Source organism: Ectobacillus antri, assembly GCF_003852715.1.
Taxonomy (GTDB): domain Bacteria; phylum Bacillota; class Bacilli; order Bacillales; family Bacillaceae_G; genus Ectobacillus; species Ectobacillus antri.
In genome coordinates, this window is sequence record NZ_RIAV01000005.1 from 170,493 (window position 1) to 185,467 (window position 14,975).

Here is a 14,975-nt window from a genome sequence, read left to right on the forward strand (position 1 = left end):
GCGCTGTGCACATTACATGCACAACGCCTTTTTCTTATTTATTAAATTTCAACTTTGCTAATGCATCTGCTAATGCTGTGTTTACTGGTTCATTATCCTGCTGTTTCAAGTACTTAGCTATGTCTTTCTTTGATACGTTCCCTTGCTTAGCTTTATTGCGACGCTCCTGAAATGCACTCATTTTTTCACGATGACCGCAGCTGCAGACAAAGATTTGTCCGTCACCTTGACCACGAAGCTCCATTTTCTTATGACAGTTTGGACATCTTGCGTTGGTCAGCTTAGCAATATTTTTACGGTGACCGCATTCACGATCCTGACACACAAGCATACGACCTTTTTTACCATTTACCTCAAGCATCGGTTTCCCGCAATCTGGACATCTTGTTGCTGTTACATTGTCGTGCTTAAATTTTTGGTCACTATTTTTCACTTCGTGTACGGCCGTTTTTGTATATTCACGAATCTCTTTTAAGAAGGTATCCTTTTTTAAGTTCCCCTTCGCAATTGCCTCAAGCTTTTGTTCCCACTCTGCAGTTAGCGCCGGTGATTTTAAATCATCCGGAACAAGCTCAAGCAACTGTTTGCCTTTAGAAGTAATATGAATATACTTGCCTTTTTTCTCAAGTGAAAAACTGTTGAACAGCTTCTCAATAATATCTGCACGTGTCGCGACAGTACCAAGGCCGCCTGTTTTTCCAATCGTCTGAATTAAATCCTTGCTTTCACCGGACATATATTTTGCCGGGTTTTCCATCGCGGACAAAAGCGTCCCTTCCGTAAAACGCTCTGGTGGTTTTGTTTCACCTTTTGTTTGCAGGACATTTAGAATTTCAATTTCTTCTCCTTGCTCGATAGAAGGAAGAACCTGATCAGATACATCCTCACGTTCCTCATCTTCAAAGTCATTATCATATACTTCCTTCCAGCCCTGCGAAAGAATTGTTTTTCCCTTCGCTACAAAGGATTCTTTTCCGATTGTGGCACGAATCGTTACTTGCTCAAACTCAAAGGCTGGTGATAGTACCGCTAAAAAGCGCTTTACAACAAGATCATAAATCTTTCTCTCTTTGTCACTCAAGGAACTAAGCAATACGGATTCTTCTGTCGGGATTATTGCATGGTGATCGGAAACCTTGCTGTTGTCGACAAAGGATTTACTTACCTTGATAGGCTTTTGCAATAATCTTGAGGCAATTTTTGCATACGGCTTTACATTACAAGCTGCAATGCGGTCCTTCAGTGTATCTACCATATCTGTTGAAAGATAACGGGAATCCGTACGCGGATATGTGACCACCTTATGCTGTTCGTAAAGCTTTTGCATAATGGACAGCGTTTCTTTAGCAGAGTAGCCGAAAATACGGTTCGCATCGCGCTGCAATTCCGTCAAATCATACAACTGTGGTGCGTACGTCTTTTTTAAGGTTTTCTGCACTTCCGTAACCTTCGCCTTTTGATTGCGTACCGCTTTTATAACGGCATCTCCTGTTTCTTTAGAAAATGTTCTTGTTTCCTTCGTCTTCCCATCCTGCCAAACAAACTTTATGCTCTTACCAATCGCAGTTACACCATAAAACGGTTTTGGTTGGAAATTTTTAATCTCTTCTTCACGCTTTGCGATAATTGCGAGCGTTGGTGTTTGCACACGACCACAGGATAGCTGGGCATTATGCTTACATGTTAAAGCGCGCGTCGCATTAATACCAACGAACCAATCTGCTTCAGCGCGTGCGACCGCAGACGCGTATAAATTTTCATACTCTTTACCGTCACGCAACTTACGAAAACCTTCCTGAATTGCTTTATCTGTAACAGATGAAATCCAAAGGCGTTTGATTGGCTTTTTCACCTGCACCTTTTCTAAAATCCAACGTGCAACTAGCTCGCCCTCGCGTCCCGCATCTGTTGCAATCACAATGTCTTTTACATCCTTACGAAGCAACTGCGATTTTACAGCCTGAAACTGCTTACCCGTTTGTTTAATAACAACCAGCTTTAAATGAGCTGGAAGCATTGGCAGATCTTCTATTTTCCATGACTTATATTTATCATCATAAGCCTCAGGATCGGCAAGTGTCACCAAATGACCAAGCGCCCATGTTACGATATATTGCTCTCCTTCTAAATAACCGTTCCCCTTCTTACCGCACTTTAATACACGGGCCAAATCACGGGCAACAGACGGCTTCTCAGCCAATACAACTGTTTTCATACAAACATCCTTTCCGGTTTCTTCTATTCTATATCTTAGACGTTTTACACATAAATGAAAAGCATCCCGGTATTTCATCATTCGTCAGCGCAAGACATAAACTGTGTGACAATACATTCCGGATTCCCTATAGCCATTTATACGCCTCCTTGCCATTACCTAGGAAATAGAATAAAGGAAGAGTGATCATTACTCTTCCTTTTCTTCTGTCTCTAGGTTTTAATATTATTCTTAAATCTATCGGTCAGTCCGCTGTTTTATCATGTATGCTTGCTTCGGATGATTCACCTGATTTGGATATTTCAGCTTAATTTTACCTTTATCTAAAAGCTTCGCTAAATAATTGTTTCTCAGACCATCCGGTGTTCGCTCTAGCAGATAAGCAAACTCCTTAAGTCTCAATGGACGCTTGGCACAAAGCTGCAAAATAATATCTTCCATCACAACAGGAGACAGACGTTTTTTCTTCCTGGCTAGCTCTGCTATTTGCCATAGCTCTGCTTCTATATCATCCTCTAGCACTTCTTCGTGTATATCTTCAATACTAGGCATTTCGACAGAATCGGTCATTCCGTTATTTACGGACCTCATTAACTCACTGTTTCCGACAATATGCTTATTAAAGGAGTTGGTGTTTTTATTATCGGAGTCAATATCTTTATTATAGAAGTCTAACTCTTTATTCAATGAGTTTTCTTCTTTATTAAAGGAGTTTAGAATGTTATTACCGGAGTTATCATCCTTATTAAAGGAGTTGTAATCATTATTACTGGAGTTAACTTCACTATTATAGGAGTCGTCGTTTTTCAGCCACTCTGACGAAAGTGCCTCTTCTATTGGTACGATCATAGGATATATGTTCAAGGTAAGATTCGTTTTATTGCTTTCCGGATCAGATGTAAACCTCATGATCCAATTGAGCTGTTTTGCCGCTATATCCATATTTCGTATACCTGAGCCAGCTCTTTTACATAAATCAATCATAATAAACATTTTAAATAGATTAGGATTTCTTAAATTGCTAATGCCGCCCTCAAGAGCTTTTTCCGTCGTAACACGTGAATAACCAGTGTTGGTGAATATATATGCATCTTGTGTTTTCTCGATGACAATACCGCCTTCTGCATAATAATCTCCATGTACAATCGCATTTATAATCGCTTCATGAAAAATAGTAGCTTGTTCAATTCCAAGATCACCGGACATACTATTCTTCATAGTGTCTAATGTTCGGAAATAGAAGTCATATATATTTCCGGACCATGTTCCGTCTTGTGAAGTAAATCGATGGGACCAAGACAAGTTTTCATTATTTCCCAAACTTTCACGATACTCAAGAAAGTATTGCGGCAAAACTTCTGTAATCATTCGCTCTTCACTAAACATTAATAGACCGGCCAAAGTCAGTCCTTCTTTATTTGTGTTACGAATCTTTCCCCAAGCACCAATTTTATAAAGAAACTCTTTTAGCTCCAGCGCATTCCACGGATGATCTGGCTTTACCGTCGCAAAGCGCTGGCGATAGCTTTTTACCGATTCGAAATTTAGTTCATTTAGTCCATAGTGCTCTAAAATCAAACTATCGGAGGCCTGGCCGGTATGATCTATTGTGTAACTCAATGCATTTCCTCCTCCCATATCCGTTCTTTCACGCAGCATATGATAAAGTCTCCTTTGACTGCTTCATAAAGTTCATTTCTTTATTTTAACACTTTTTAACGATATATCGTGTGACTGCAAAGAAAATATATAACAAAGACCTTCGGGAAATAATGGTACATATATTCATAATTATTGGCTGTTTTCGCAAACTTTGTTGCTATGTAACAAATAGTGGGGAGTGGTTGATTCCCGCAGGAGTCTCGCACCTTCCGCTCCAACCAACCTGAAACAAAGAAACCTATTTAAAAACAACAATCTTTTAGAAAAGAGCCTAATTATTATATAAATATACAAAAATTGAAGAGAAGTATATACATATAGTCTGCCGCTTCTTCGTACCTCTCATAAATAAACTGTATGATATAGTTTGTGTTATCTGTACTACATAATTTGCCCTCTTTAATCCTCTCTGCAACTTCGTTATAATCAATAGAGAAGTTTTAACTACGTCACTATAAAGAAAAGGTGTATGCATAGATGAGTATTTTATCAGTAAGCAATTTAAGTCATGGCTTTGGAGACCGCGCTATCTTTAATAATGTCTCCTTCCGCCTGTTAAAAGGTGAGCATATTGGACTCGTCGGCGCTAACGGAGAAGGTAAGTCTACCTTTATGAATATTGTTACGGGCAAGCTCCAGCCAGATGAAGGGAAAGTTGAATGGTCTAAGCATATGCGCGTAGGCTATTTGGATCAGCATGCTGTTTTGTCACAAGGAATGACAATTCGTGATGTCTTAAAAACTGCTTTTCAATATCTATTTGATATGGAAGCTGAGATGAACGGGCTGTATGAGAAAATGGGAGAAGCAACTCCTGAAGAGCTGGAGAAAATGCTTGAAGATGTTGGGATTATTCAAGATACTTTAACGAACAATGATTTCTATATTATTGACTCTAAAGTAGAAGAAGTAGCGCGTGGACTTGGTTTAGATGATGTCGGCCTAGATCGTGATGTACACGACCTGAGCGGCGGACAGCGCACAAAGGTTCTGCTTGCGAAGCTATTGCTTGAGAAGCCAGATATCTTATTGCTAGATGAGCCTACCAACTACCTAGATGAAAAGCATATTGAGTGGCTGAAACGCTACCTGCAGGAATATGAGAACGCATTTATTTTGATATCCCATGATATTCCGTTCTTAAATAGTGTAGTTAATCTAATCTACCATATGGAAAACCAAGAATTGAATCGCTATGTGGGTGATTATGATAACTTCCTAAAGATTTATGAAGTGAAAAAACAACAACTGGAGTCTGCTTATAAGCGTCAGCAGCAAGAAATTTCCGAGCTAAAAGACTTTGTTGCCCGCAATAAAGCGCGCGTTTCCACGCGCAATATGGCTATGTCCCGTCAGAAAAAGCTTGATAAAATGGAAGTGATTGAGCTAGCGAAGGAAAAACCGAAGCCGGAGTTCCACTTTAAGGAAGGTCGTACATCCGGCAAGCTGATTTTCGAAACGAAGGATCTTGTTATCGGTTATGATAGCCCACTTTCTAGACCTTTAAACTTGAAAATGGAGCGCGGTCAAAAAATTGCCTTAATGGGTGCGAATGGTATTGGTAAAACAACACTTCTAAAGAGTATTTTAGGCGAAATTAAGCCGATTTCCGGCAGCGTTCAGCGCGGTGATTACTTACAAATCGGCTACTTCGAACAAGAAATTAAAACATCCAACTACAATACTTGTATTGAAGAGGTTTGGAACGCGTTCCCTTCCTTTACGCAATATGAAGTGCGCGCTGCATTGGCAAAATGCGGTCTTACAACAAAGCATATTGAAAGCAAGGTAGAAGTCCTGAGCGGGGGAGAAAAGGCGAAGGTACGTCTTTGTAAGCTCGTAAATAGCGAGACAAATCTGCTTGTACTGGACGAGCCTACTAACCACTTGGATGTAGATGCGAAGGAAGAGTTAAAGCGCGCTTTAAAAGCATACAAAGGCAGCATCCTACTTATTAGCCATGAGCCAGAATTCTATCGTGAGGTTGCGACTGAAGTATGGAATTGTGAGAGCTGGACGACGAAGTTGTTCTAACCAACTATAAACACATGATAAACCGTTCAGCCTCCTCTTACTGATAAAGGGGAGGCTGGCTTTTTGTTTGCTTTTGCTCTTATGCTATAATAAGTACTCATCATATACTTTGGAGGCATTATGCTAACTTTTGAAGAAAAACTTGCGATTGTATCATCTTTTTCAGAATTAGAGCGAAAAAACGTGTCGTTAGGACGCGTGAATTTCCATTTTGAAGGCAGCGTGAAGGAAAAAAAAGTGGTTGTTTATCACCTGCATCCGAACGGCAATGGCTTTGTATACGGGGAATACCTGAATGGTTATGAAATGAATGACAAGGGTATGGTCAATATCCGTGATTTCTCAGCGGATGCGCTTCGTACAATCATTGAACAGTCCATTTTGTCTCTATCAGAAAAAGAGGTCGAGGTTTCTGATAAGCCTGCTTTTGAAGAAGAGTGGATTAATGAAGAAGGACATACTCTTATGCTTGTGGAAGAAGACGATTTGTGGAATGTGTATGCTGGTTTAAACCTTGATGGTACATTCAACTCCTATCGAGAAGCGGCTCAATATCTGGATGAGGAAGGTTTCTCTATTAAATAGGCTCTTTTCTAAAAAAATTGTTATTTTTAGATAACTTTCTTTGTTTCAGATTGGTTGGAGCAGAAGGTGCGGGACTCCTGCGGGAGTGGTTGGTTTCCACTCCCCACTATTGTTACATAGCAATAAAGTTTGCGAAAACAGCCATTAAATAAAAGCCCTTGCATCGCAAAGGCTTTAATCTTCATCCTTAATATCAATATCCTCGGGAAGTGGCTCGCTGTTCCATTCAGCAAGTTGCTTTTTTGCTTTTTCTACTTGCTTCATATGATCGGAAAATTGGTCTTTGTAAATAAGATACTGCTCGCCATCATGAACGGTTCTAATTTTCCCTTGCCCAACTAATGCACGAATTGTTGTTTCTGGCAGAGATAAATACTCCGCCGCTTCTGCGATTGTTATGTACATTACTTTCACCCTCTCAGCATTTTCTCCATATTCATTTTATCACTTTTATGACGCTTAATACGAAATAATGTAGCAAGAAATTGATAACTATTATAAAAAGGGTTATACTTTTTAAGATGATTACGGCTATTATGAAGTGTTTTGGGACATAGGAGATTCCTTTATTCGGGATTATGTTATTGTTTTGTGGAATAATATTTCTTATAAATTAATAAAGGTGAGGGTTTGTCATGAACAATCATACATATTGCTCCATGGTTATTTTTGGGGCAACAGGCGACTTAGCGAAACGGAAGCTTTTCCCATCTATATACAATCTGTACAAAAAAGGTACATTAGATAAGAACTTTGCTGTAGTAGGTGTGGCACGTAGAGAGTGGAGCGATGAAGTATTTCGTGAAAATGTCACTGCTTCTTTGCAGGATTCCAATATTTCTATTGAAGGTGACCTAACAGAATTTCTCTCTCATTTCCGTTATCTTGCGTTTGATGTTACCAATGCAGCTTCTTATCAAGATTTACATGAGCTATTAAACAGCTTAGAACAAGAATTTTCTATCCCTGGCAACCGCATGTTTTACATGGCAATGGCACCGGAGTTCTTTGGCACTATCGCTTCTTACTTAAAGTCTGAAGGTGTAACCAATGAACAGGGCTGGAATCGCCTTATTATTGAAAAACCATTCGGTCATGATTTTGCTTCCGCACAGAAGCTGAATGAAGATTTAAGACAAGCGTTTGCGGAGGATGAAATCTATCGTATTGACCATTATCTAGGCAAAGAAATGGTTCAAAATATTGGTGTCATCCGCTTTGCCAATGCGATTTTCGAATCGTTATGGAACAATCGCCACATCTCTAATATTCAAATCACCTCCAGCGAGTCGCTCGGTGTAGAAGACCGCGGTGGTTATTATGATACGTCAGGCGCCTTGCGCGACATGGTACAAAACCATATGATTCAAATGGTAGCTTTGCTTGCGATGGAGCCACCAATTCGCTTAACAACAGAAGAAATACGCAGTGAAAAGATTAAAGCATTACGTGCGCTGCGTCCAATGACAAAGGATGAGGTAAAGCAATATTTCGTTCGCAGTCAGTATGGTCCGGGCTCCATGAATGGAAAAGAAGTGCCTGGCTACCGCAGTGAGCCTAAGGTAAACCCAGAATCTCGCACAGAGACATTTGTCGCAGGTAAGCTGATGATTGACAACTTCCGCTGGGCAGGTGTACCGATTTATATCCGTACAGGCAAGCGTATGCAAGAAAAATCTACAAAGATTGTAGTTGAATTTAAAGAATTGCCAATGAATCTGTACTCTAAATCAGAAAATAACGTTCATCCAAATCTTCTTATTATCCATATCCAGCCAGATGAAGGTATCTCCCTGATTTTAAATGGTAAAAAGATTGGGATGACTGATAAAACAACACCGGCTAAGCTGGATTATTGCAATCATTGCATCGATGGTATTAATACACCGGAAGCATATGAGAAGCTTCTTAACGATGCAATTCATGGTGATGCAACAAACTTTACACACTGGGACGAGGTTGCATTATCTTGGAAGTTTGTTGATGTGATCTCTGAAGCGTGGAAAGAAGATACAAGCAGTGAATTTGAGCTATATCCTGCTGGTTCTATGGGACCTAAGGCCGCTGACGAACTACTTGCACAAGATGGCTTCCACTGGTGGCCAATTGGGGATGACAGCGACTATTCTATATAAAAAAAACCGAGCTGAGGCTCGGTTTTTTTTAGCTTTAGCGGCTAAGCCGCATATGCTGTTTTTACTTCCATTGTGTATGGAATGTTCCTTCTTTATCAATACGCTTATACGTATGCGCACCGAAGTAATCGCGTTGTGCCTGTAGTAGGTTTGCAGGCAACGTTGCTGTGCGGTAGCTGTCATAGTAAGAAACAGCTGCCGAGAACGCTGGTACCGGAATTCCTTGTTGTACCGCAGCTGCAATAATTGTACGTAAACCGCCTTGATAAGCTTCTACGATTTCTTTAAAGTATGGGTCAAGAAGTAGATTTGGCAGGTCTGCTTGACGCTCGTAAGCTTCTTTAATGTTTTGTAAGAATGCTGCACGAATAATGCAGCCGCCTCTCCAAAGCATAGAAATACTTCCGAAATCAAGGTTCCATCCGTACTCTTCAGACGCAGCCTTCAATTGTGTGAAGCCTTGTGCATAGGAACAAATCTTACTCATGTATAACGCTTGACGAACAGCCTCAATCAATTCTTCTTTGCTTAAGCCCAGTGGTAACTTTTCAGGTCCTGCCAATACTGTGCTTGCGTGAACACGCTCTTCTTTTAAAGCGGAGATGCAGCGAGCAAATACAGACTCTGTGATAATTGGTAAGGAAACGCCTAAATCAAGCGCACTTTGACTTGTCCATTTTCCTGTACCTTTTTGACCAGCTTTATCTAAAATCATGTCAACAAGCGGCTTTCCTGTTTCGTCATCAATCTTTGTAAAGATATCTGCTGTAATTTCAATTAAGTAGCTGTTTAACTCACCCTTGTTCCACTCTGCAAAAATCTCATGAAACTCTTGTGCACTCAGGTTAAGTGTTTGTTTTAGGAAAAAATACGCCTCACAGATGAGCTGCATATCACCATATTCAATACCGTTATGCACCATTTTCACATAATGTCCTGCTCCGTCTGGACCAATATAGGAACAGCAAGCCTCGCCATTTACCTTCGCTGCAATGTTCTCCAGCATATCTTTTACTTTTTCATATGCTTCCTTTTGACCACCAGGCATGATGGAAGGACCTTTTAAAGCGCCCTCTTCACCGCCGGATACACCAGCACCGATGAAATTAATACCTTTTTCCGCAAGCTTTTTATTGCGACGAACCGTGTCTTCAAAGTACGTATTACCACCGTCAATAAGAATATCACCAGCATCTAAGTAAGGAAGTAAAGAATCAATTGCTTTATCTGTAATTTCACCTGCATTTACCATCAATAAAATCTTGCGTGGCAATTCTAAAGAATCAATAAAAGCCTGAACTTCACTTGTACCTATCAAATTTTTTCCACTATTTTCAGCGATAATCGCGTCAACTTTCTCTTTTGAGATATCATAAAGGGCTACGGAATAACCTTTGCTTTCAAAGTTAAGGGCTAGGCTTTTTCCCATAACACCTACACCGACAACTCCAATTTGTTGTTTTGGCATAATATTCATTCCTTCCTATGTATGTGTCCCTTATATATTATAGTACCATATAGACTAAAGTGAAATTTAAACTTCGCCACTTACACATTTTCTTCATTTCTTTATTATGTTCTTTCCAATACTTCCTTATCTTGCGATAAAAACTTTTTCATTTCTTTAGAATGTAAAGGCGGACTAAAAAAGTAGCCCTGTCCCATGATACATCCATATTCCATTAAAAACTGAACCTGTTCTTCTTTTTCAATTCCTTCTGCAATGACTTTAAATTGAAGATTGTGTCCCATATCAATAATCGTTTTAACAATTGCCCCTTGATTTTCATGATGGATAATATCATCAACAAATGATTTATCAATCTTAATTTTATCAATTGGAAGGTGCTTGAGATAGTTCAAAGAAGAATAGCCTGTACCAAAATCATCAATAGAGAGCTTAACCCCAAGGTCTTTGAGCTTATGTAAAATAACGGTGGAATTTTCAATATCCTGCACCATACTCTCCGTGATTTCTAAATCTAAAAACTGAGGTTTCAGCTCCGTTTCATGCAGTACTCGTATTATCATATCAATGAAATTTTCTTCCTGCATTTGACGAGCAGATAAGTTAACCGCAACAGGAATACATGCCATTCCCTCTTCCTGCCATTGTTTGTTTTGCTGACATGCTCGCCTTAACACCCATTCGCCTAATGGAACGATTAAACCCGTTTCTTCTGCAATCGGAATAAACTCTAAAGGAGATATGAAGCCATATTTCTCATGTGGCCAACGTAAAAGCGCCTCCATCCCTATGACTACTCCGGTTTGCAAATCGATCTGTGGTTGATAGTATACCTGTAACTCTTGTTTTATCAGAGCTTTACGCAAATCATTTTCTAACTCCATTTTACGTGCAGAGCGCTCCATTAAATGCGCTGTATAGAATTGATATGTATTTTTACCTCTTTCTTTCGCTGCATACATCGCAGTATCCGCATTCTTAATAAGCGTTTCTACATTATCTCCATCCTGCGGGTACATACTAATACCGATGCTAGGAGTGATATAGTATTGTTCATCCTCAACATCAATAGGATGTGCAAATGCATGTAAAATGTCTCCTGCTACTCGCTTTGCTTCTTTTTCATCTGCATATTCTAACAGAACGATAAATTCATCTCCACCTTGTCTTGAAACGATACCGTTTCCGGTAATAGACATATGCAATCGATCTGCCACGCGCTGCAGGAGCTTATCGCCGATAGTATGTCCCTTCGTATCATTGATGATTTTAAAACGATCTAAATCTAAAAACATAATCACAAAGCTTTCTGTTTTATGATCCCGTAACAATTCCCCTAGATACTTTCGAAATTTATAACGATTAGGCAGACCCGTTAAGGAATCATAATATGCTAACATTTCCATAGATTTTTCGGACTGTTTACGATCCGTTATATCTCTACCGATTACTTGTACGGCAGGGCGCCCTTCATAAAACAAATCACTCATAGACATTTCCATTTGAATTTCTTGTCCCTTGAGATTATGCATCACAAACTCTAAACGGTTGACTGGTTCACCTTTTGCACGACGCTCTCTGATTTGTTGTAAGGTTGCTTTATCAAGAAACGCTCCTATTGGAATGCGTCTTAAATCATGCTGCGTTTTGGCTCCGAGCAGCTGACAACCCGCCTCATTCACATAGTCAATTCGTCCACCACTCACGACTGCAATACTATCAGGTGACATTTCTACTAAACTTTGATATAAACTTTCACTTTCTTTTCTGTCTGTGATATCCATCAGTACACTTGTGAAGTGTACCAAATCCCCTTTAGCATCTAATGTCGGAAAGCCCTTATCTTGAATCCAGCGTACCTCACCGTCCGCACGGCGAATACGATATATACTTGTTACCGCATTCCCCTTGAGAAGCTCTTTTTGGCGTTCTAACAAAAGGTGTATATCTTCTTGTATAATAACCTTCTTCCATAGGTTTTTATCTCGGTAAAATTGTTGCAGCGAATAACCATATAATGTTTCTATTTTCGATGTAATTAATAACGCATCTTCCACTAGATCATGTGACCAAACCGCTATATCCAGTGCTTGAAATATGTTACTCATTTTTTCACGTGATTCTTCTAACTCTCGGGCGTAGTCTTGTAGATCCTTATGCATAAAATAAAATGTCAATAGCACTAAAATTAGAATCGTCAAGCCTATAGCAATATCAAAAAATGTACCTATTTGTGTTTCAATACCTTGTAATTTTAAAAACGCTTTTAAAACAATCAGTATTGCTAATAAACAAAACGTATTTGACTTACGTAATTGCGTGAAAATTTTCATATATCTTTCTCCCATTTTTAGAAAATGATATCGTATTTTAAATATTATAATGTAAACAATATCCAAAAAACAGAATATTTTTTTATACTTCTTATTTCCATGAATTAAAAGTAGTAGATAGGTAAAAATTTAAGTGGTAGATATAGAAATACAAGTAGCCAATTGAATTTTTAGATGGTAGAGATGAACAAGGATGTTTGTTTACATTCAGCTTACAGGGTCTTATATACCCAGCGTATAATTTTTCTTAGGTTCAACAATTTTAAAAAAAATATATGCTTTTCCTTTGACAAAGTAATAGGATTTATATAATAATTAATATCGAATTAGAATTATTACAAAGTGCTATTGCACTAAAACTTTTTATTTTAGGAGGATTTTCAAATGGCATTAATCGGTAAAGAAGTAGCACCATTTTCAGCAATGGCTTTTCACAAAGGTGAGTTTATCAATGTTACAGAAGCAAACTTTAAAGGTCAATGGAGCGTTGTTTGCTTCTATCCTGCAGACTTCACGTTTGTATGCCCTACAGAGCTAGAAGACCTTCAAAACCAATATGCAACTCTTAAAGAACTTGGCGTAGAAGTATACTCTGTTTCTACAGATACTCACTTCACGCACAAAGCATGGCACGATACTTCTGAAACAATCGGCAAAATTGAGTATATTATGATTGGTGATCCTTCCCATGTAATTTCTCGTAACTTCGACGTATTAAACGAAGAAGACGGCTTAGCAGAGCGCGGAACATTCATCATTGATCCAGATGGCGTTATTCAAACAGTTGAAATCAACGCAGGTGGTATTGGTCGCGATGCAAGCACACTTGTAAACAAAATTAAAGCAGCACAATACGTGCGCAACAACCCAGGCGAAGTTTGCCCTGCTAAATGGCAAGAGGGTGGCGCTACACTTAAGCCAAGCCTTGACCTTGTAGGTAAAATCTAAGGAGTTTGATACAAATGTTACTAGATGCAGATATAAAGGCACAGTTGGCCCAGTACCTCCAATTATTAGAGAGCGATATACTGCTTAAAGTCAGCGCGGGAACGGATGAAGTATCCCGCGACATGCTGACTCTAGTGGACGAACTGGCCACTATGTCACCTAAAATTAAAGTAGAGCACGCAGAACTATCGCGTACACCAAGTTTTAGCGTTAATCGTATTGGAGAAGATACGGGCGTAACATTTGCCGGTATCCCTCTAGGACATGAGTTTACTTCTCTTATTTTGGCTTTGCTGCAGGTTAGCGGCAGAGCCCCAAAAGTAGAGCAAAGGCTGATTGATCAGATTAAGAATATAAAAGGTGAATACCACTTTGAGTCTTACATTAGCTTAAGCTGCCACAATTGTCCTGATGTGGTACAAGCACTTAATCTAATGAGCATTTTAAATGAAGGCATCACTCATACCATGATTGACGGTGCAGCTTTCAAGCAAGAGGTCGAAAGCAAGGATATCATGGCAGTCCCGACTGTTTTCGTAAACGGTGAATCTTTCGGTAGCGGTCGAATGACGCTTGAAGAAATTCTAGCGAAAATCGGCAATGGCCCAGATGCTTCCGAATTTGCAGATAAAGAGCCTTACGATGTATTGATTATTGGTGGTGGCCCAGCAGGCTCCAGTGCGGCAATCTATGCGGCACGTAAGGGTATTCGTACAGGTCTTGTTGCAGAGCGCTTCGGCGGTCAGGTGATGGACACGATGGCGATTGAAAACTTTATCAGTGTAAAACAAACAGAAGGTCCTAAGCTTGTCGCTGGTCTTGAGGAGCATGTGAAAGAGTATGGCGTTGATGTCATGAACTTACAACGTGCAAAACGCTTGGAAAAGAAAGATCTTATTGAAGTTGAACTTGAGAACGGTGCTGTTCTAAAAAGTAAAACTGTTATTCTGTCTACAGGTGCACGTTGGCGCAATGTTGGCGTTCCTGGCGAAGCAGAATTCAAAAACAAAGGCGTCGCATATTGTCCACACTGCGATGGTCCTCTATTTGAAGGCAAGCGCGTGGCTGTTATCGGTGGTGGTAACTCTGGTATCGAAGCTGCGATTGATCTTGCAGGTATTGTAAAGCATGTAACAGTTCTTGAGTTTATGCCAGAGTTAAAGGCAGATGCAGTACTACAAGAGCGTCTATATAGTCTTCCTAACGTAACAGTACTGAAAAATGTGCAAACAAAAGAAATTACAGGTACTGATAAAGTGAACGGTATTAGCTATATGGATCGCGACACAGAGGAAGTGCACCACATCGAACTGGAAGGCGTATTCGTTCAAATTGGCCTGGTACCAAACACAGAATGGTTAGGCGATACGATTGAACGCACCCGCTTCGGTGAAATCATTGTGGACAAGCACGGTGCTACAAGTATTCCAGGCGTATTCGCAGCCGGTGATTGTACGGACAGCGTCTATAAACAAATTATTATCTCCATGGGTTCAGGTGCCACTGCAGCACTAGGTGCCTTTGACTACCTAATTCGTAATTAATATTCTCTTTAATAGAGAATCATATAAATAAAGAGCTCCCAAATCATTGGG

10 protein-coding genes are annotated in these 14,975 nt (G+C 39.7%); 5 read left to right on the forward strand and 5 right to left on the reverse strand.

Translation table 11 applies throughout. The annotated features are described in order from the left end of the window. Positions 1-34 precede the first annotated feature (34 nt). Together EEJ45_RS07595 and EEJ45_RS07600 are read right to left on the reverse strand one after the other, a co-directional pair. Positions 35-2,215: a DNA topoisomerase III gene (locus EEJ45_RS07595; RefSeq protein WP_124564200.1), complete on the reverse strand. Its 2,181-nt coding sequence runs from the start codon at positions 2,213-2,215 to the stop codon at positions 35-37. Between the two features lie 237 nt (positions 2,216-2,452). After that, positions 2,453-3,853, reverse strand: coding sequence for a putative DNA binding domain-containing protein (locus EEJ45_RS07600; RefSeq protein ID WP_124564235.1), 1,401 nt, complete (start codon positions 3,851-3,853; stop codon positions 2,453-2,455). 501 nt (positions 3,854-4,354) lie between these two features. Here EEJ45_RS07600 and EEJ45_RS07605 point away from each other — a divergent pair. Then, positions 4,355-5,911, forward strand: a complete 1,557-nt coding sequence (locus EEJ45_RS07605) for an ABC-F family ATP-binding cassette domain-containing protein (protein WP_124564201.1) — start codon at positions 4,355-4,357, stop codon at positions 5,909-5,911. 120 nt (positions 5,912-6,031) lie between these two features. Beyond that, complete coding sequence (locus EEJ45_RS07610) at positions 6,032-6,496, forward strand: hypothetical protein (protein WP_124564202.1); 465 nt, start codon at positions 6,032-6,034, stop codon at positions 6,494-6,496. A gap of 174 nt (positions 6,497-6,670) precedes the next feature. Here EEJ45_RS07610 and EEJ45_RS07615 read toward each other — a convergent pair whose 3' ends face one another. Continuing rightward, positions 6,671-6,901 (reverse strand): excisionase family DNA-binding protein, encoded by a 231-nt coding sequence (locus EEJ45_RS07615; RefSeq protein WP_124564203.1) that lies wholly within the window; start codon positions 6,899-6,901, stop codon positions 6,671-6,673. Positions 6,902-7,131: 230 nt separating this feature from the next. Between EEJ45_RS07615 and zwf the strand changes: the two genes are divergently transcribed. Beyond that, entirely contained in the window at positions 7,132-8,631 is a 1,500-nt protein-coding gene (zwf, locus tag EEJ45_RS07620) for a glucose-6-phosphate dehydrogenase (RefSeq protein WP_124564204.1), read from the forward strand. Between the two features lie 61 nt (positions 8,632-8,692). Here the strand turns inward: zwf and gndA are convergent, their stop codons facing one another. Further along, positions 8,693-10,099: an NADP-dependent phosphogluconate dehydrogenase gene (gene gndA, locus EEJ45_RS07625; RefSeq protein ID WP_124564205.1), complete on the reverse strand. Its 1,407-nt coding sequence runs from the start codon at positions 10,097-10,099 to the stop codon at positions 8,693-8,695. A gap of 104 nt (positions 10,100-10,203) precedes the next feature. After that, positions 10,204-12,432, reverse strand: coding sequence for a putative bifunctional diguanylate cyclase/phosphodiesterase (locus tag EEJ45_RS07630; RefSeq protein WP_124564206.1), 2,229 nt, complete (start codon positions 12,430-12,432; stop codon positions 10,204-10,206). Between the two features lie 384 nt (positions 12,433-12,816). Between EEJ45_RS07630 and ahpC the strand changes: the two genes are divergently transcribed. Beyond that, positions 12,817-13,380 carry an alkyl hydroperoxide reductase subunit C gene (ahpC, locus tag EEJ45_RS07635; protein ID WP_124564207.1) on the forward strand — a complete coding sequence of 188 codons (564 nt, stop codon included), beginning with the start codon at positions 12,817-12,819 and terminating at the stop codon, positions 13,378-13,380. 14 nt (positions 13,381-13,394) lie between these two features. After that, positions 13,395-14,924 carry an alkyl hydroperoxide reductase subunit F gene (gene ahpF, locus EEJ45_RS07640; protein ID WP_124564208.1) on the forward strand — a complete coding sequence of 510 codons (1,530 nt, stop codon included), beginning with the start codon at positions 13,395-13,397 and terminating at the stop codon, positions 14,922-14,924. Positions 14,925-14,975: the final 51 nt, after the last annotated feature.